18 protein-coding genes are annotated in these 18,826 nt (G+C 68.0%); 13 read left to right on the forward strand and 5 right to left on the reverse strand.

Annotated features, from left to right (window positions below; genetic code table 11):
• The first annotated feature begins 9 nt into the window (after positions 1–9).
• From NGK70_RS16370 to NGK70_RS16380, 3 genes are all read left to right on the forward strand, one after another.
• Positions 10–1,227 (forward strand): M20 aminoacylase family protein, encoded by a 1,218-nt coding sequence (locus NGK70_RS16370; protein ID WP_251969572.1) that lies wholly within the window; start codon positions 10–12, stop codon positions 1,225–1,227.
• Entirely contained in the window at positions 1,224–2,651 is a 1,428-nt protein-coding gene (locus NGK70_RS16375) for an amidase (protein WP_251969573.1), read from the forward strand. Before NGK70_RS16370 ends, NGK70_RS16375 begins: the two co-directional genes overlap by 4 nt.
• A 92-nt stretch (positions 2,652–2,743) precedes the next feature.
• On the forward strand, positions 2,744–3,163 hold the full coding sequence (locus NGK70_RS16380) for an Lrp/AsnC family transcriptional regulator (protein ID WP_251973807.1): 420 nt from the start codon (positions 2,744–2,746) through the stop codon (positions 3,161–3,163).
• A gap of 27 nt (positions 3,164–3,190) precedes the next feature.
• Here the strand turns inward: NGK70_RS16380 and NGK70_RS16385 are convergent, their stop codons facing one another.
• The 5 genes from NGK70_RS16385 to NGK70_RS16405 all read right to left on the reverse strand — a co-directional run bounded on the left by NGK70_RS16385 (position 3,191) and on the right by NGK70_RS16405 (position 8,056).
• Positions 3,191–4,315, reverse strand: a complete 1,125-nt coding sequence (locus NGK70_RS16385; RefSeq protein WP_251969574.1) for an ornithine cyclodeaminase — start codon at positions 4,313–4,315, stop codon at positions 3,191–3,193.
• Positions 4,316–4,526: 211 nt separating this feature from the next.
• Positions 4,527–4,997 (reverse strand): hypothetical protein, encoded by a 471-nt coding sequence (locus NGK70_RS16390; protein ID WP_251969575.1) that lies wholly within the window; start codon positions 4,995–4,997, stop codon positions 4,527–4,529.
• Positions 4,998–5,154: 157 nt separating this feature from the next.
• Positions 5,155–6,111, reverse strand: a complete 957-nt coding sequence (locus NGK70_RS16395) for a site-specific integrase (protein ID WP_251969576.1) — start codon at positions 6,109–6,111, stop codon at positions 5,155–5,157.
• Between the two features lie 300 nt (positions 6,112–6,411).
• Positions 6,412–6,684, reverse strand: coding sequence for a helix-turn-helix transcriptional regulator (locus NGK70_RS16400; RefSeq protein WP_251969577.1), 273 nt, complete (start codon positions 6,682–6,684; stop codon positions 6,412–6,414).
• A gap of 328 nt (positions 6,685–7,012) precedes the next feature.
• The gene (locus NGK70_RS16405; protein ID WP_251969578.1) at positions 7,013–8,056 is read right to left on the reverse strand and encodes a DUF1845 domain-containing protein; all 1,044 of its coding nucleotides are present in this window, start codon (positions 8,054–8,056) and stop codon (positions 7,013–7,015) included.
• A 314-nt stretch (positions 8,057–8,370) separates the two neighbouring features.
• On the opposite strand from NGK70_RS16405, the gene NGK70_RS16410 reads away from it, so the two are divergent.
• The 10 genes from NGK70_RS16410 to NGK70_RS16455 all read left to right on the forward strand — a co-directional run bounded on the left by NGK70_RS16410 (position 8,371) and on the right by NGK70_RS16455 (position 18,806).
• A complete protein-coding gene (locus NGK70_RS16410) occupies positions 8,371–8,919 on the forward strand; it encodes a hypothetical protein (RefSeq protein ID WP_251969579.1) in 549 nt (182 codons plus the stop codon).
• Between the two features lie 56 nt (positions 8,920–8,975).
• Positions 8,976–9,296 (forward strand): hypothetical protein, encoded by a 321-nt coding sequence (locus NGK70_RS16415; RefSeq protein WP_251969367.1) that lies wholly within the window; start codon positions 8,976–8,978, stop codon positions 9,294–9,296.
• A gap of 110 nt (positions 9,297–9,406) precedes the next feature.
• Positions 9,407–11,071, forward strand: a complete 1,665-nt coding sequence (locus tag NGK70_RS16420) for an ATP-binding protein (RefSeq protein WP_251969580.1) — start codon at positions 9,407–9,409, stop codon at positions 11,069–11,071.
• The gene (locus tag NGK70_RS16425) at positions 11,058–12,080 is read left to right on the forward strand and encodes a DUF7146 domain-containing protein (RefSeq protein ID WP_251969581.1); all 1,023 of its coding nucleotides are present in this window, start codon (positions 11,058–11,060) and stop codon (positions 12,078–12,080) included. Before NGK70_RS16420 ends, NGK70_RS16425 begins: the two co-directional genes overlap by 14 nt.
• Positions 12,081–12,310: 230 nt before the next feature.
• Entirely contained in the window at positions 12,311–13,375 is a 1,065-nt protein-coding gene (locus NGK70_RS16430) for a DUF932 domain-containing protein (protein ID WP_251969582.1), read from the forward strand.
• 253 nt (positions 13,376–13,628) lie between these two features.
• Positions 13,629–13,961: a hypothetical protein gene (locus tag NGK70_RS16435; RefSeq protein ID WP_251969371.1), complete on the forward strand. Its 333-nt coding sequence runs from the start codon at positions 13,629–13,631 to the stop codon at positions 13,959–13,961.
• Positions 13,945–14,562 (forward strand): FlhC family transcriptional regulator, encoded by a 618-nt coding sequence (locus NGK70_RS16440; RefSeq protein WP_251969583.1) that lies wholly within the window; start codon positions 13,945–13,947, stop codon positions 14,560–14,562. Before NGK70_RS16435 ends, NGK70_RS16440 begins: the two co-directional genes overlap by 17 nt.
• Positions 14,563–14,647: 85 nt before the next feature.
• On the forward strand, positions 14,648–16,264 hold the full coding sequence (gene mobH, locus NGK70_RS16445) for a MobH family relaxase (protein WP_251969584.1): 1,617 nt from the start codon (positions 14,648–14,650) through the stop codon (positions 16,262–16,264).
• Positions 16,265–16,278: 14 nt separating this feature from the next.
• The gene (gene traD, locus NGK70_RS16450; protein ID WP_251969585.1) at positions 16,279–18,186 is read left to right on the forward strand and encodes a conjugative transfer system coupling protein TraD; all 1,908 of its coding nucleotides are present in this window, start codon (positions 16,279–16,281) and stop codon (positions 18,184–18,186) included.
• Entirely contained in the window at positions 18,183–18,806 is a 624-nt protein-coding gene (locus NGK70_RS16455) for an IncC plasmid conjugative DNA transfer DtrJ family protein (protein ID WP_251969586.1), read from the forward strand. The genes traD and NGK70_RS16455 overlap by 4 nt, the downstream gene beginning before the upstream one ends.
• The last annotated feature ends 20 nt before the right edge of the window (positions 18,807–18,826 follow it).

An 18,826-nucleotide genomic window follows, 5' to 3' on the forward strand; every position in this document is an offset into this window, starting at 1 on the left:
GCGGTGCCAATGAACGTGCACCCGCTGGTGGGTCAACTGCAGAGCCGGAGTGAGGCCTTCGTGGCGTTGCGCCGCGACCTGCACCAGCACCCGGAACTGGGTCTGGCCGAGCAGCGCACTTCGCAGCTCGTGGCGCAGCGGCTGGCAGCCTGGGGCTACGAGGTCCATCAGGGACTGGCGACCACCGGGGTGGTGGGCACCCTGCGCCGCGGCACAGGAGCGAAGCGGCTGGGCCTGCGCGCGGACATGGATGCGCTGCCGATCCACGAATGCAGCGGCAAGCCCTGGTCGAGCGTGCACGCGGGCGTGATGCACGCCTGCGGCCACGATGGCCACACCGCGATGCTGCTGGCCGCGGCACAGCACCTGGCCGAACAGGGCGACTTCGACGGCACGCTGCACCTGATCTTCCAGCCGGCCGAGGAGCACCCCGGTGGCGCGAAGCTGATGATCGAGCAGGGCCTGTTCGAGCGCTTCCCTTGCGACGCGGTGTTTGCGATGCACAACATGCCCGGCACGCCGCAGGGTCACTTCGTGCTGCGCGACGGGCCGGCGATGGCGTCTTCCGACGACGTCAGCATCACCTTGCGCGGCGTGGGCGGCCACGGCGCCATGCCCCACCGGGCCACCGACCCGGTGGTGGCTGCGGCGAGCATCGTGATGGCGCTGCAGACCATCGTCTCGCGCAACGTGGACCCGCAGCAGGCGGCGGTGGTCACGGTGGGTGCCCTCCAGGCCGGGCGGGCCAACAACGTGATCCCGGAGCTGGCAACGCTGGAACTCAGCGTGCGCTCGCTCGACCCCGACGTGCGCGACCTGCTGCAACAGCGCATCACCGCCCTGGCGCAGGCCCAGGCGCAGAGCTACGGCGTGCTTGCCAAGGTGGTCTACCGGCGCGACTACCCGGTGCTGGTGAATCACCGCGCCGAGACCGACCTGGCGCGCGAGGTGGCGCTGGAACTGGTCGGTGCCGACCGGGTCACGCTGCAGGGTCCTGCGCTCGTGGGCAGCGAGGACTTCGCGGTGATGCTGGAGTACTGCCCCGGCAGCTACCTGCTGATCGGCAACGGCGCCGAAGGCCACCCCTGCCAGAGCCCCTGCATGGTTCACCACCCCGGCTACGACTTCGACGACCGCAACCTCCCCATCGGCGCCGCTTTTTGGGTACGGCTGGCCGAGCGTTTCCTGACCCACGGGCAGCCCATCGAACGAGGAGAGTGCGCATGAATACCGAACCCTGGCGCCTCGGCGCCGCCGAACTCGCCGCTGCGATCCGTGACCGCCGCCTGAGCGCCCGCGAGGCCACCGACAGCGTGCTGGCTCGCATCGCGGCGGTCAACCCGCAGCTCAACGCGCTGGCCACCGTGCTGGCCGATGACGCCCGCGCCGCCGCCGATGCCGCCGATGCCCACCAGGCCCTCGCCCAAGCCCGCGGCGAGCCTCTCGGTCCGCTGCACGGCGTTCCTGTGACGATCAAGGTCAACGTCGACGTGGCCGGTCAACCGACCACCGACGGCGTCGTCGCGCTGAAGGACAACGTGGCGACGGAAGACTCGCCGCTGGTGCGCTCGCTGCACGATGCCGGTGCGATCCTGGTCGGGCGCAACAACGCACCGGCGTTTTCGCTGCGCTGGTTCACCGACAACGCCTTTCATGGCCGCACGCTCAACCCCTTTGACGCCCAGGTCACTCCCGGCGGCTCCAGCGGTGGCGCCGCTGCGGCGGTGGCCACCGGCCTGGGCCCGATCGCGCACGGCAACGACTACGGCGGCTCGATCCGTTACCCCGCCTGGGCCTGCGGCGTAGTGGGCCTGCGCACGACGGTGGGACGCATCCCCTCCTACAAGGCCAGCGCGCCCAACCGCATTGTCACCAACCAGCTGATGTCGGTTCAGGGTCCGCTGACGCGCAGCGTGCGCGACGCCCGCCTGGCGCTGCAGGTGATGGCGCAGGGGACACCGCTGGACCCACAGTGGACGCCCGCGCCGCTGGAACAGCCCGATGCCGCCCGGCCCGGCCGGGTGGCGCTGTTCACCGGCTGGAAGGGATCGCGTGTCGATCGCTGCGTCCTCGCAGCCTGCGAACAGGCTGCGCGCTGGCTGGAGGCCGCCGGCTTTACCGTGGAGGAGGCCGAGCCACCTCATTTCGCCGAGGTGTCGGCGATGCAGTTCCAGCTGGTGATGAACGACATGCGCCGCGGCGGCGTCGCCTTCATGCGTGAGCACGGCGACGAGGCGCTGCGCCGCGCGCTCGAACACTACCTCACCGTCACACCGGAGTGGGATCGCGATCAGATACTGGAGGCCCTGACCCGACGCTTCAACATCGCGCGTGACTGGGCGGTCTTCCTGGAGCGCTTCCCGGTGCTACTGATGCCGAACTCCTGGGAACGCCCGCTGCCGATCGACGACGACCAGGCCTCGCCCGAGCGTGTGCAGCAGATCCTGCTGGCGCAGTCGCCGCTGCTCTCTACTGCGGTGCTGGGTCTGCCGGGGCTGTCCGTGCCCACCGGCCGATCCGAAGGTCTGCCGGCCGGAGTGCAACTGGTGGCGAACAAGTTCCGCGAAGACCGGCTGTTGGCCGCCGGTGAAGTGATCGAACACGCTGCCGGCTGGGACGTGCTGGAACAGCTGCCGAGCCGCTGGCTCTGATCCATGCTGCGGTAGCCGCGGGGCTGCCGGGCGATACTGGCATCCTCGGCTTCGTCGGCGCCTCCCTGCAACCCTGCTTTTCCGCGATGAAAATCGATGACACCGACCGCCAACTGCTGGGCCTGCTGCGCCGCGATGCCCGCCTGAGCGTGCAGGCGCTGGCCAGCAAGCTCGGCGTGTCGCGCGGCACAGTCACCAACCGCATGCGGCGGCTGGAGGACGAAGGTGTGATCGCGGGCTACACACTGCAGTTGCGCCCCGAGAACGAACCCGCCTGGATCCGCGCCTGGATGGGCGTGCTGGTGGAGGGCAACCAGACTCGCGCTGTGGTCGCGGCCCTGCTCGGTGAACCGGGCGTCTGTGGTCTGCACGACACCAACGGCCGCTGGGACCTGCTGGCCGAACTGCGTGCTGAGGACATGGCAGAACTCTCCCGCGTGCTGGAGCGGGTGCGGCTGATCAAGGGCATTGCCAACACCGAGACCAGCATCCTGCTGAGTTCCTTTCTTTGAGGCAAGACTCGGCGGGCCCTGCCCTCTTCAGGCCGGCACAGTGTCCCTCGCTGCGGCGTGGGTCGTTTCGACCGCCCGCGCGTCGATCACTGGAATACCGCCCAGCAGACCAAACAAGTTCTTCGGGTTGGCGGGGGCTGCCACCAAGTCGATGTCCTGGCCCAGTCCGAGCAGACTGGCGGCCTCGTACAGCACGCTCAGGGCGCTGAAATCCTCCAGCGCAAAACCCACCGAGTCGAACACCGTCACCTCATCGGCGCTGCGCCGGCCTTCGACCTCGCCGGCCAGCACCCGCCAGAGCTCGGTGACCGGGAAGTCGGCAGGCATCTGCTGCACGTCGCCCTCGATGCGCGTCTGGGGCTCGTACTCGACAAAGACGCGGCCGCGCTCCAGCACCTGCGGGTGCAGTTCGGTCTTGCCCGGGCAGTCCCCGCCCACCGCATTCAGGTGCATGCCGGCTGACAGCATCTGCGGCGTCACGATGGTGGCACACTGCTTGTCGGCGGTCACGGTGGTGACGATGTCTGCACCCTCCAGCGCCTCGGCGGTGCTGCGGCACAAGGTGACGGCCATTCCCTGGCCTGTCAGGTTCTCGACCAGCTTGGCGGTCGCCGCCGGGTCGACATCGAACAGGCGCAGTGCGCAGATGCCCAGCGCATCGCGCATCGCCAGGGCCTGGAACTCGCTCTGGGCGCCATTGCCGATCAGCGCCATCGTGCGGCAGTTCGGCCGGGCCAGGGCCCGAGCGGCCACCGCTGACATCGCTGCGGTGCGGATGGCGGTGATCACGGTCAGCTCGCTGATCAGCCGCGGCGCTCCGGTGGCCACATCGGCCAGAACGCCGAAGGCCATCACCGTGGGCAGGCCGACGCGAGTGTTGACCGGGTGGCCGTTGACGTACTTGAAGGCGAAGTGCTGCGCATCGGCAATCGGCATCAGCTCGATCACGCCGTCACTGGAGTGGCAGGCCACCCGCGCGCTCTTGTCGAAGTCGGCCCAGCGCAGGAAGTCGCTCTCGATGCGCTCGGCCACCCGCGCGATGCAGGGGCTCAACCCGACCCGGCGCACCCACTCGACTACATCGTCGGTGCCGAGGTGGCGAGTGGTGCGGCAGATGTCTCTGGCGAGCGGGAAGTACGATAGGCGGCGCATGGGGTGTCTCATTCCATCGGTGGGGACTGTCGATGGCAGGAGTCTCGAGCCACTTTGATTCATGAAACAGTGGCCAGAATGACTTCCCTGTGCTGCGCAATAAAGCAAATCGTCAGATCAAAATGACGTATCGAAGACCTGACTCGAATCCCTCACTGGCCGGGCCAGATGACCCATCTTGTCCCACGGATCTGATGCGCACAGGTCAATCTCACAAGGCATCTCCGCCGTTCAATGGGGTGGAGCGCATCTCCATGCACAACGTTTCCAAACGACTCGATTCAGGGTGAAATCCCTCATAGACGCGGCACTGTTGCTCATTGGCCGGCAGGTACACCAGCCCAGTCACCCCGACACAGTCGGCCAGGTGCGCCACCCGGTCCGGCTCCACAAAAGCCACCAGGATTGGCCCTGCCAGACGGCGCACGCGGATCCGCTCGGTGAGCAACTGGATCGTCAAGCCCCGAAGCTCATGGCGGTTGTCGCGATCCAGGTTGCGCACCACGTCTTCCCCGAAGACGCTGGCAATTCGCCGATCCAGGCGAGACTTGTCCTGCAGAGCCAGACCCAGCATGTTTGCCCCGGTGGCGCGAAGCAGTCCCAGGCAGTGTTGGTGGGCGTGTCGCAGGTCGACCTCCGCGTCCGCCCCGACCTTGAGATGAAATCGTTGGTATCGACTCATGCGTGACAGTTGAACATTCAATCCGATTCGTCGATGGTAAGCACACGCCCGATGCAGGCTGCATCGAACGAACCCTGTGCACACGGGGGATGGTCCACACTCTGCGTTGGACCGGCCCCTACGTCGACCCCCGAACCGCTTGTGGCAGCAATGTTCCTCAAATCGGCTCCTCCACCGCCTCCACCAGGCTCGGCCGCGGCCTGGGCAGCTGCTCGCGCACCGCGCTGCGATCCGCTATGCCCAGCACCAACCCCACCTGGTCCTCATCGGCCCCGCGGTCGTACATCCTCGACATCAGCGTCAAGCGCGCCGATTGGGTGTTCAGCCCCTTGATGCCGGACAGCCTGAACAGCTTGCGGAAGATCTCCAGCAGCGTCCTGCAGACCTGACGGTTCTGCTGCGGTTCGCCGTTGGGCGTGATGCGGTAGGGAGTCCCATCGGAGGAGAGGAACAGTGCACTCTCCCCGTCCAGGCCCCGATAGGCCGGCGACTCCCCCAACCCCTGCCGCCTGGCCAGACGCTCAGCCAGGTAGGCCTGAAGCGCCTCATCGAGCCGGCTGCTCTGAAACAGCAGCGGCCGCTCCCGCCCGTTGATGGCCGCCTCGGCCCGCAGCCGCGACTGGCGCACCACGCTGCCGTCGGCCAGCAGGTAGTCGCTCACCCGCAGGCGGGCCACCTCCAGCGGCCTCAACCCGGTCGCAAACAGCAGGTAGTACAGCGCCAGGTCATGCAGGGGCCGGCTGCTGCGCAGGCGGATGCGCCCTGCACCCTGGTTGACTTCGGCCGCACTCAGCACCCTTGCGGGGCGGGCGCCGGAGGCGTCCCGCGGCGCAAAGTCATCCAGTGCTCGCAGCACCGCCTCGCGGTGCAGGCGCAGGCGCCTCACGAAGGTGGCGCCCTCCTCCCTCAGTCCTTCCACCCCCACCACCTGCGTCAACTCGACCGCCACGGTCTTGATGCGGCGCTCCACGGCCGTGCGGGTGAGGCCGTGGGCCTGTGCCACCGTCTCATAGGTGCTGCCATGCACGACCGAACGCAGCATGTCGATCGACTGACTCAGGCTGCCCGCATTGCGACGGTGCGTGCCACTGAAGGTGTGTGCAAGTTCATCCATGCCGTCCTCCCTTCGGAACCGATAGGCTCTCGCCGCGACCCCAGCGCGACCGGATGGATGCTGCCCACACAACGACGCGAGAACGACGTGGGAGACCACCCCAGTCCGTGCGACCCCGACGCCGGCCAAGCCCCTTTATCAAAGGGCAGGATGCGGCCAACGGGCATCCCACCAAAGGGGGAACTTTGGGGGTGTCAGGTGGTGAACCACCCCCCGCCGGCATCCCTCCAACGAGAAGCGTCGCTGGCCGCTGCACACACAGGCGCAACCCCTGCCGATACGGCGATGGCAGAAGGACTGTCATGACCGTCCCCCTTGCTCACCTATCCAGTGATGAACGTCCACGGCCCGCCAGACGGTGACCCGCTCGGAGAGCTTCACCGGCAAGGGGAAAGTGCCGGCCTGGACGCGGCGCCAAAGGGTGGACTTGGAGATCGGCACCAGGCCCAGCACCTGCGGCTGGCGCAGGAAGCCGGCGACCGGTGTCTGGGCCGGCGTGGTGGACGGCGCTGGCGCCACCGGCAAGGCTGCGCCCGGGGTTGGTGAACGAAGTGGGGTGGAGTGTGGAGACACGATCGAACCTCCGATCGGCGCATTGCCTACATCGGGCTTGACCCGCTCTGTTTCGGAGGTGCCAGGTCACGAAGGCAGCCGCCGATGAGGGACCGGTGCATCGTCCGTGTCGCGGTGGTCCCGCGAAGTCGACACGGCGCTGGGGCAAAGGAGTGGACCGAGGGTCCAGGGACGAGGCGACGGGTGCAGCGACGGCAGGTCGCATCACGCACACGAAGATCGGGGCAGGTATCGACTGCAACGCCGACGGGTCCGGCAGGAGGTCATCAGAGTGACCATGGACATCCGCGGAAGGGATCGATCGGGCGATCGATCCAGCACCACCAGCCTAAGGCGCAGGACTGCCGTGTTCAAGCGCCAGCGCGGCGTCGCCGCCCAAACTGGGCAGCGGTTCGGGCGCTTGAGGTGGCGACTCCGCTTCACCCGGTTCATCGACACCCTGGAACATCCCGTCAATGAAGCCATCAGTGACGAGCGGAGGGTCGGGGGCTGCGTCCGCGGCCGGGACCTGTTGCTCATCCGGATCAACTTGCCCCTCCGCATCGATCCCGTCGACCGCCTGGCCCTGCGCCCCGGCAGCCTGACGGGACATCTGGTTCATCCGCCTGCGCAGCGCCGTGGCCTGGCTGCGGGCACCGTTGGCCACGTTGCGCACCTGCCGCTTCAGGGCGGCCCGCTGGCTGTCCAGCTGCTGCGCACTGAGCACCTCATGGATCTCCAGGGTCTGCAGCAGGGGCATCAGCTGATCGAGCTTGCCCAGCACCTCCAGGTAGCGGCGACTCAGGGAGGACAGCACATGCACTTCCAGCTCCAGTGGCAGGGCATCGTAGGTTGCCGGCGCGGTGATGCCATGGGCCCGGAACAGCACCTCAGCCTCATCGATGGCCCGGTTCAGCTTCTCGGTCACCTGTTCGAGCTGGCCACGCAGCGCCAGCTCGATGCGCGTGATCTCGTCGGCGTCGATGCGGGTGCGGGCGATCACCGAGATGAAGTGGGTGTTCAGCTGCAGGGTGTTGAACATGCGCACGAACAGCCGTTTGCCCTCGGCGCTGGTGAAGCGCACCGGCATCTTGACGCTGGCCGCTTCGATGCGCCGGAAGTCGGCCTGGGCCTGTCGAGCCAGGATGCGGGCGTTGACCCCGCCATCGTCCACCTTGACGATCTGCAGCTCGGCGCTGCCGTTGCTGACGCTCATGCCTGCCTCCTGAAGCGATGCCCCATCGTCCAACGCGAGGCCTGTGACCTCCACCGTGAATGGCCCCCAAATGCAGGCGGTTTCGGGATCGGTGGGGGATGAGGCGACGCCCATGGGTTGATCCGGGGCTCCAGCGGGACTAAGGTTCTGACCCAGCAGCAGCTGGCCCTGCGTCATCAGGCGAGCCCCGGAGACCCCGGTACAGCAATGCCACCCTGGCACGGCTGCACCCTCTGGCAACGCCATGTTGCCGAATCCCGCACCGCAGGCTTTTCAGGCCAGGGATGCGCACCCGCAGCGCCCTGCCCTGTGAAGCCTGTTCCCACCGGTCGCTGGCCCGTCCTTCTCTTATCTGCGCCGGCCTACCTGGCGCCTGCCAGCCTTGTCCAGCCCTTGCGGCAGCCGCCCGTCCAGGTCGGCATCTCATCCACCCTCGGGGGCTCGTCGCCCCGTCGGGTTGCATGTGGCCTCCGCCCTCTCCCGGAGGTTCCATGCTTCTGTCTCAAGCCTGTCATCGCGGTCATGACGCTTTCCCCGGCTTTGCCGATAGCCTGTTCCCACCAGGCCCTGATCACCCCTCCGACTCAGGCGACGCTGCGGCGGAGGCTGGCGCCGAGCCGCCCTTTGAATGGAGCGACGAAGAAATCGTCCTGCTCCAATGGCGCCTGTTGCAGGAGATCGAACGGCTGACCGATCCGGCCACGCCGCTGGAAGAAAAGCTCGACACCCTGCGCTGGGTCTTCACCGAACGGCACAAGGAGGACCGGCCGTTCTCCTTCGTGCGCTGTCTGCACGTGGTGGGCTGCAGCCCGTTGTCACCGATTGCCTACTGCGGTCTGGTGGATGCGGAGGTGCTGCGCGACCACATCCGCGCCGGTCTTCATCACTGGCTGGGCGCCACGCTGCAGCGCTATCCCCTGTGGGTGCGCGAGGCCATCGCCCAACGTCCCGAATGGGTCGAGTCGCAGTTGCTGCGCAACCCGCAGTGGCTCAACGAACAGGTGCTGCAAGTACGTCTTCAGGGCGACCTGTTCGCCTGAGTCGTGCCGAGGGCCCCGTCATCCGACTTCATTCGCCTTCCTCCAAGGAGCACACCATGCCCCAGTTCACCTGTGAACACCCGCTGCCGCTGCGGCTGTGCCAGGTCACGCCTGACGACGACCTCGGCGAGTTGGTGCAGACCCAGGAAGTTCGCACCGGCCGCAGCGGCCGGCTGTTCCTGATCCTCGGTGCCGAGCGCCTGCCCTACCAGGTGCACAGCCTGCCGGTGGGTGCCCATCTCGGGCTGCGCATCGACCGGCTCGACGCCCAGGGCCGTCCACTGCATTCCCAGTGCCTCACCCGCGCTGCGTTGCCGCGCCACGCCCTCGGCGAGGCGCAGGCCACTGGCCAGTTGTTCACGCCGTCGCTGCCGTAAGCAGCCGACCGCTCTGCCCTCTCTGCTCTCCCCTCCCCGCGCGGGCCCGACCCGCCGGGTGCGGGCCGGCTCGGGGCCTGTTCCCTCCACTTGTTGATCGAGGAGTTCCCATGAAGATCCAGGTCCGCATCGATGCCGCTGGTGCCCTGCGCAACCAGCGCTTTGCTTTTGCACACCGCGACACCCTCGTGCTCGAGCTGCTGCAGAACGCCCGCCGCGCGGGCGCCACGAACATCGAGCTCCACTTCGACGCCGCAGCCCGCCGCCTGAGCGTGGCCGACGATGGCTGCGGCATCGAGGATTTCCAGACCCTGCTGACCCTGCACCAGTCGGGTTGGCAGGCCGAGCCCATCCGTGAGGAGCACCCCTTCGGGGTGGGCTTCTCAAGCTGCCTGTACGCAGCCGAGCGCTGCATCGTGCGCTCCAAGGGACGGTGCATCGACTTCCTCACCGAAGCAGCGCTGGCGCTGGAGCCGATCGAGGTCCAGCCCGATGCCGCCTCGTCCGGGTGTCCAGGCTGCCAGGTCGAACTGCACGGCGTCCACTTGGTCGAGCTGGAGCAGCGCATCGAGAGACTCTGCGAAGGCTTTCCGGTGCCCATCCATTTCAATGGACGGGCGCTGGAGCGACGCTACGCGATCGACCGACTGCAGGCGGTGCCGACCCCGGTGGGCCTGGTGCAATTGGCGGGCCGGTACGACGGCCGGCACAGCCGCGAGTGCCTGGTCTACCTGCAGGGCATCTGTGTGCTGCGCCCGATCTGGTGGGACGCCGACCGGGTCAACATCGTCCACCTGGACGCAGCTCAGTTCCTGGCTCGCCTGCCCGATCGGGTGAGCCTGTTGGATGAGGACCTGCAGGGCCCGCGCATCCAGGCCGCGCTGGGGTCTGCCTGGCGCGAAGCCCTGGTGGCGGCCAAGGCCCGGCTGAGTGCCGAGCGCTTCGTCGCTGCCTATTTCCAGGTGATGCGACAGTGGGGTCACCGGGACCTGCTCAACGACCTGGACCTGCTGCCGGCCGAGCTTTGCCAGGCCATCGTAGGCTATCCGCACCAGCAGGCCGACGGCGCCTGCGACTTCCTTCAGGCACTCGACCGCGCCCCGTCACGGGCGGCCATTGAGGGCGGCAGCTGCACGTTGGTGAACCTGGGACCGCTGGACGAGTTCAATGCGGCGCGCTGGATGTTCGCCCGCCATCGAGGCCACCTGGTGGTCGATGCGGTCTGGCTGGACCCTGGGCACTGGGCGCATCGCTGCATCCAGGACCTGGAATCGCAGGAAGTGGAGCTGCAGGCGATCGATGAACACACCCGCAGCAGCTTCGAGGGCCGCTGGCTCTGGGCGCCGGTGGTGCTCTGCGACAGGCTGCGGATCCAATCGGGGGACATCAGCACAGAGGTCTCGTCTGAAGGCGTCGGCCATGACGGCACGCTGTACATCCCGGCCGGCGAAGCCAGTGGTCGCGCGCTGCGGCAGCTGTCGCGCTACCTGGATGAAAACGACCTGTCGCTGGACCACGAGCTGGGCGAGGACCTGCAGGCGCTGGCCGACCTGCTGCGCCGGTTGCGCTCCGCCGACCCGGTGCAGACCTTCGACTCGCTGCTGGCCGAGCTGCGGCTGGGGCAGTACCCGCTGCTGCGGGGCCGCAGCTTCCGGGTGTCGATCGGCATCGGGAACGGCAACGGCAACGGGGATCAGCCCGGCCACTCGGTGGAATGCGATCCGGTCATCGACGCTCCAACAGAGTTTTCGGGAGACTCGCATGCTGCGCACTGACGCTGCTGCCTCGGCCGCCCGCCTCGACGCGGTGCGGCTGCGGGCCCAGGGCCGCTGGAGCGAGATCCTGCCCCGACTGGGTGTGGACCCGCGCTGGCTGTCCCGACGCAACCAGCCCTGCCCGCGCTGTGGCGGCACCGACCGCTACCAGTACACCGACAAGTTCGGCGAAGGCAACTACCACTGCCGGCACTGTGGCCCCGGCGGCGGCTTCAAGCTGCTGCAGGCCACCACCGGGATGGGCTTTGCGCGTGCGCTCCGGGAAGTCGAAGCCTGCGTGGGGCTGCTGCCCCTCGTTCCTGCTGCGACGGCACAGGCCCCGGCGCCTTCCTCGGCCTCCATGAAGCAGCTGGTGCAGCGCATCTGGGACGAAGCCGCCCCAGTGACCAGCGGCGACGCGGTGGATCGCTACCTGCGCGGGCGGGGCCTGGCGCTGCCGGTGTTCCCTGCGGTGCTGCGCTTCCATCCGGCATTGGGCTACTACGCCAAGGACGAGGCCGGCCGGTCGCGTCGTGTGGCCGAGTACCCGGCGATGTTGGCCTGCATCCAGGGGCCGGATGGCCAGGCCGTGACGCTGCACCGCACCTACCTGGACGGCGGGGGCAAGCTGCATGCGGCCGATGCCAAGAAGGTGCTCTCCGGCGGCCTGCATGGCGCCGCGGTGCGCCTGTACGAACCGGGCGAAGGCCTGGCGATTGCCGAAGGCATCGAGACGGCGCTGGCGCTGCACCTGGCCACCGGCAAGCCGGTCTGGGCGGGCCTGAACGCCGGAAACCTGGACAAGCTCTGGTTGCCTGCCGGGCTGCGCCGGGTCGATGTCTACGCGGACAACGACGCCGACGGCGACTTCGCGGGGCAGTGCGCTGCCTTCGCGCTGGCCCGGCGGCTGCGTCGCGAAGGCAATGGCGAAGGCGACCGACAAGTCAGGGTCTTCGTGCCCCGACATGCAGGCGCCGACTGGGCCGATGTGTGGTGCCGGCGCTCGCTGATCACTGGGGCGCCGGGTTGAAGTTTCCGATTTGACTTTCTCCACTGGCAGCTGTCAGGCCAGGCGCTGCAGGCCCCCACCCGAGCGCAAAGACAGCCTTGAAGCACGCCGTGCGGCCCCTTTGGGGATGAAGCACGGCCCGGGCCGGACCCACGGCCCAGACATGACCTTGCCCCTTCATTTCATCCACCCCGCGGGGTTCCCCCGCGATGGCGGCGGGCCCCGCACTGTCTTCTCACGAGGAGCCTCACATGAAACACGGACGCAGTCTCATCAGCCTGGCCCATGAACTGGAGCGCCAGCAAAGCGCCAAGAAGGACCTGCTGGTCCCCTCGCAGCGCCTGCAGCATCGCACCGAGTCGGGTGGTCACACCCACCTGCTGGTGGAGGACGGCCCCAGCCCCACCCGCTATGGACTCACCACGCTGGCGCGCCGCCAGCTGGCCGAGAAGCTGAAGATCCCCTTCGCCTACTTCGAGCGCATGCGCGAGGAGCAGCCCGGGCTGCTGGACCACAACGTCAACACCTGGCTGCAGGAAGACGGCGAGCGGCGCATGCTGCGCACACTGGACGGAACCGTGCGGGCGGTCCTGTCGGATCGCTACCGCCGCCTGGACAACCACGAACTCGCCGAGAGCGTGCTGCCCATCCTGATGCAGGTGCCGGAGTTGCGCTTCGAGTCGATGGAGTTGACCGACACGCGCATGTACCTGAAGTGCGTCACCCCGCTGCTGAGCTGCGAGATGGCGCCCGGGGATGTTGTCCAGGCCGGTCTGGTGATCTCCAACTCGGAGGTCGGCCTGGGCATGCTGTCGATCCAGCCGCTGCTGTACCGGCTCGTCTGCCGCAACGGCCTGATCGCCGCCGACCACACGCTGCGCAAGACCCACGTGGGTCGCTCGCTGGCGGTGGACGAGCCGGCGGCCTCGGTGTTCCAGGACGACACCCTGCGCGCCGACGACCGCGCCTTCTTCCTGAAGGTGCGAGATGTCGTGCAAGCCACCGTCTCGGAGACCGTGTTCCGCCAGGTGGCCGGGCGGTTTCAGCGAACACGTGAGCTGGAGTTGACCGGCGACCCGACCCGCAGCGTCGAGGTGCTGGCGCAGCGCCACAGCCTCAACGAGGCCGAACGCATCGGCGTGCTGCGCCACCTTGTCAGCGGGGCTGACCTGTCCGGCTACGGACTCGTCAACGCCGTCACCCACTACAGCCAGGAGGTGCCGTCCTATGACCGCGCCACCGAGCTGGAGGCCCTGGGCGGCAAGCTGGTCGAGCAGTCGGCCACGGAGTGGAAGGCGCTGTTGTCGCCCGCCTGAGTTCGGCAGGCCTGCGAACCCCCGCTGCGGCACACCGTTGCCGCAGCGGAGTGCCTTCCCGGGTCCTGTCGGGCAAGGCGCCCCTCGGCAGGCGAACGCAATGCTGCCACCTCACGGGCGCTTGAGTGTGGCGTTCAGAGCTGGGAACCTGAGCTGCAAAAACCACCATTCCCACGAAACAAGCAGTTACATATTCTGAATCCAGGGACAGGTTTCACTGCAACACGAGTGCATCACCACTGGGAGACGACCCATGAGTCACCTGACACTGACCGATGTCGAGTGGATCAATCTGCAGATCCTCACCAGCATTCACGCGGCCGTTCAGGCCGATGCGGCCGAGGCCTGCAGCCGGTACGGGCTGGACACCGCCCTGGCCGACCACCTGCGCGAGCTGCATCTGGATCAACTCTGGTCGCTGATCCTGCAGGTTGGCGACAACTCCCTGTTCCCTCCCCGGCCGGACCTGCTCGCCCTGATCAGTGCACCCGCCGTGCTGGCCGGCCCGCTCGCCCTGGTGCACCAGCGTCTGCAGCCGCGGGTTCGCTCCCTTCCTGCGGAGTTCGGCCGTGCGCAGCCGCGGTGACCGCCACCTGCAGGCCGTGCGACTGGCGCGCGAGCTGGCCCTGTTGGGAGCCCGGCTGAAGACCATCCACGCCGTGACCGGCCTGCCGCCGCGACAGGTGCAGTCGCTGTTCTTTCCGGACGGCTTGACCATCCCGCGCGGCCGGGCACCGGACTCGGTGGAGTGGTTCCACGGTGCCAACCTGATCCTGCGTGCCGACGCCTGTCTTTTGGGGGTCAAGTATGAGCAGCTGCGCCAGCAGGGCCTGGCTGCGGGCGACGCGCTGCTGTGCGCCTACCGCGCCTACCAATGCGTCACGCGCACCCCCAGCCGCATCAGCATGGACCGAGCCTTCAATGTGGCCTCCTACCTCGACGGCATCTGGCTGGCCCGCGAACCGGCGCTGTCGGTGAGCCACTGCAGACATTGCGGCTGCGCTCACCTCACTGCCATCGGAACACCGGCCGTGCACAGCAACGGTTGCCCGTTCTGCCGGCTGCTGGAGCGCTTCCATCACGACCCTCGACTTCAGGTGGCGTACCGGGATCGCAGCCGGCCGCTGCCGATCGATGCAGACCGCTTGAAAGCCTGGCCACAAGCGCCGCAACGTCGGGCCGCATGAGGTCGGCATGCCTTCCTTTGACTGCTCTGCCGCTGCCGCAGATCCCTGGCCAGGGTCCGACGCAGGACTTCGGCGCCTGCCTGTGGTGGCGATCGACTCCTTGCTGGCGGCACAAGCGGGCTGGCTCACCCGCATTCGGCTGGCGCACGGTGGCGGCATCGCTGGTTTTGAAGCGGAGCTGCTGCCGCTGATCCAGCGCTACGCGAGCTGTGTGCACCTGTTGCCAGCAGCCGCCGAGGGGCCCTTCAGCGAAGCAGGAGGACTGTTCCAGCTCGGACTGCAGACGGCGTTCTTTGCGCTGCAAGGCACCGATGCCCGAATCTTTGCTGGACCTTCGTCGCTGACCACCCGCCAGCAGCTGGAGCCGCGCTGGCGCCTGGCCACCTTTGCGGCCGGGCTGTGCAGCGAGCTGCACCGGGTGGCCGACCGGCTGGAGGTCAGCGACGAAGCCGGTCAGCAGCGCTGGCATCCCCTGCTGGAGCCGCTAATGGACTGGTTGCAGCGACAGCAGCTGCGGCATTACCAGTTCCGCTGGCTGCCCTGCAGACCGGCCGCACGCAGCCTGGGGCTGTTCCTGCTGCCTCAGATGCTGCCAGAGGCATTGCTGCGCCAGTTGGCCGAGGGCCATGACCTGGTCTTGCCGCATCTGATGGCCAGCGTCAGCGGGGTGCCGGTGTATCCGGAACCCAATGTGCTGGACGCCCTGGTACGGCGGGCACTGTGGCTGTGTCTGCAGCAGGGCACATCTCCTTCCAACAGCGGAGAAGACCCGGCCTGGGCGGACGAGGTGCTGCAGCGCGAGCTGATCGATGGGATGCGTCAACTGGCGGCCAGCGACCCGGGCTGGGTGGTCAACCGGGAGAAGTCCCGCCTCTGGTGGGCAGCCGATGGCGCCTATGTGGTCTGGCCCGGTGGGGGCGAGGACGTGCTGCGCCTGCTCACCGCCAACGGTCTGAGCGGCCTGCCCAAGGGAGCGAAGGAGGCCGCCGAGTTGTTGCTGCGGTCCGGCGCGGTGGAGCCCCGACCGGATGGGTCTGAGTTCTGGTCGATCCGCCCACCCGGTGGACGGGGCGCGGTGAACGCACTCAAGCTGCGCCACCCGGGCCAGGTGGGGCTGGGATGCGACGCTGCGCCAGCGATGCCGCTGGCGGATGAGTTGTGCAATCGCTCTACCCCCGCTGCGGCGATGGCCGTGCCACGAAGGCCGGTGGAAGCGATCGCTCCTTCACCTGCCGCCACTCCACCTGAATCCAGCGCAGAGGAGCGGTTCGCGCAGGCCACAGTTTCTGCAATGCCAACTTCTCCCACCGAACAACTGCCTTTGATTGAAGACAGCGCTGAGCCCACCTCCGAGGCGGCCCCGTCGCCTCCGGAGCCGACCTGGGTCCTCGACGCACCGCTGCGGCTGAACCCCGCCATCCGCAGCGCCCTGGCTGTGGCGCTGGCCTCCCCTGCCCTGCAGCCGCAATGGGAAGCACGGGCGAGCGAGCCGCAGACACAGTCACCGCTGTTTGTGCCGCTGTCGGCATTGAGCGGCACCGGTCCTCAACCTGCCGCCATCCTGCGCGCACTTCGTGAGGCCGGCATGCTGGAGGCGGCAGAGGGCGAAGCGCCGACGGTGCAGCGGATGCTGGAAGGTGCTTCTGTCCCTGGACTGTTGCTGTCGGCCCCGTACCTCAGGCAGCGCACCGATGCCTGCTGAAGGGAGATCCAGCCATGCTGCTGCGCCCCTACGAGATGCCCTGGCGGCCTGCCTACGAAGGCCTGGCCGGGCTGGCCTGGATGGCGGCTGGGCTTGGCACCGGTGTGGCCGCCGCACTGTATCAACTGCCGTTGGATCTGACCTGGGCCCTGGGCCTGGGGTGCCTGGTGATGGCAGTGCTGCGGCTGTTGCAGGCGAGCCGGGTGCTGAGGCAGCGAGCGGCCCTGCTCGGTCAGGGCATCGAAGTGCAAACAGCCACTGAGGTGGCACAGTGGTGCCGGGATCCAGCGCAAGTCTTCCTGGGGTTCGGCTTCGAGTGGCGACCGGTGCATGCGCAGCGGCTGTACGAACTGGCCAAGATCGATCCGCGCGACCTCGCGGTGCCCCGGTGGGTGGCAGGCTGGCTGGGTCAGGGGCGACACCCGCAGCCGGATTCCGAGATCGGCCTGCCCTACATCCACGGGGTAGAGCCGCGGGAAGGGCCGCTGTACCGGCCGCTGCAGAACTTCGAAGGCGGCACGCTGCTGGTGGGCACCACCCAGTCCGGCAAAGGGGTGGCACTCGCGCACCTCGTGACGCAGGCGGTGCGCCGCGGGGACGTGGTGGTGGTGATCGATCCCAAGAACAGCCACCGTCTGAAGCGGGTGGTGCAGCGCGCCTGCACCGACTGGCGCGAGCCGGACACCTTCCTGGAGTTCCACCCAGCGTTTCCGGAACGGGGGGTGCGGCTGGACTTCATGTTCAACTGGCAGAAGCCCACCGAGATTGCCTCGCGCATCCAGTCGGTGATGCCACCGGACACAGCGGGTACCTTTTCCGCCTTCGGCTGGGATGCCGTCAACGTGGTGGTGCAGGGGCTGATCGCGCTGGAGGAGCGGCCCAACCTGGCCAAGCTGACGCAGTTCATCGAGGGCGGTATCGAGCCGGTGCTGGAGGCCAGCCTGCAGCGCTTCTATGCCCGGGTGCTCGGGGCCGACTGGCGGGACCGACCGGAGATGCGCCGGTTGCTGCAGGAGGCGCAGCGTGGCAGCCTGAAGCGGCCTTCGGAGGCCGCCAGTGCGGACCTGATGGCCTATGTGGGCTACTACGAGCAGCACCTGCCGCAAAACCAGCGCCACAAGGTGCTGGACGCCCAGGTGCGCACCTTCCGGCACAACCGCGAGCACTACCAGAAGATCACCGCCAATCTGCTGCCGATCCTGTCGATGCTGACCTCCGGCGATCTGGGCCGCAGCCTGTCGCCGGATCCCTTCGATGCCACCGATCTGCGCCCGATCATGAACTTCGAAAAGATCGAGCGCGCCGGCCATGTGCTCTACATGTGCCTGGATTCGCTGCCCGATCCCTCGGTGGCCTCGGCCATCGGCGCGCTCGCCTTGGCGGACATGGCTGCTCGCGCAGGCATGCGCTACAACCTGGGCCAGTACCGGCGCATCGCGCTGTTCGTCGACGAGGTGGCCAATGTGATCAACCAGCCGCTGATCGAGATCCTGAACAAGGGCGCCGAGGGCGGCATCTACACCACCTGCGCGATGCAGACCCTGGCCGACCTGGCCCGCCGCCTGGGCAGTGAGGACGCCGCGCGCATGGCGCTGGGCAACCTGAACAACCTGATCGCGCTGCGCAGCAAGGACCGCCCCACCCAGGACTTCGTGGTGGAGACCTTCGGCAAGACCGCCATCCACACGCTGCGCCTGGGCAGCAGCCAGGGCAGCGACACGCACCTGGGAGACTTCTCGGCGAGCCGATCGGCACAGCTTTCTGAAAGCCTGGAGGAGCGTGTGCCTGCCGACGTGCTGGGCAAGCTGCCGAATCTGCAGTACTTCGCCTCGGTGTCGGGCGGGCGCATCCTGAAGGGACGCTTCCCGATCCTGGATCCGAATCAGGGTGTGACGCAGCCTCAGTCGCGGAGCACCCGATGATTCGGGCAGTCGTTGTCGCATCGCTGAGCGCCTTGCTGCTGTTGGTGCTCTACCTGCCGTCAGCCCACCCTCCTGAGCAGTTCGTGGCGGTGCTGCGCGAGGAGCACCAAGCCACGGTCGAAGCCTGGGGGTGGCAGCCTGCTGGGTCGATCCTGGAGAGGACGCTGCGCTGGCAACAGGTTTCCGATGGCTGGGCCCCCCTGCCGACCAAAGCTGCCGCGGCACCCATCCCGGTCGACCCCATGGCTGGAGCCGTCGGACAGGAGATGAACGCTGTGCAACAGCGCCTGCTGCGCAACGACTACTTCCGCGCCATCGATGCCCTGGTGCTGCTGGCCACGCATCGCCTGGCCGCGCTGCTGCACTGGTGGCCAGGCCTGTTGCCTGTCGTCGTGGCCAGCTGGATCGATGCGCTTCAGCGGCGCCGGGTGCGTGCCCGTGTCCTGGCAGGCAACCGCCCGGAACGCTTTGCACTGTGGGGCAGCCTGTGCGTCGGGATCGCCTGTGCCGGGTTGCTGGCGATGGTGTGGCCGGTCGCGCTGCCACCGGTGCTCTGGCCTGGGCTGGCGGTGGCGGTTGCGGGGACGACGAGCCGGGCTTGGGGGTGGTACAGGGTGTAGAGGAGTGTCTCGCGCAGGCA

It is taken from the genome of Sphaerotilus microaerophilus (genome assembly GCF_023734135.1).
Lineage (GTDB): Bacteria > Pseudomonadota > Gammaproteobacteria > Burkholderiales > Burkholderiaceae_C > Sphaerotilus > Sphaerotilus microaerophilus.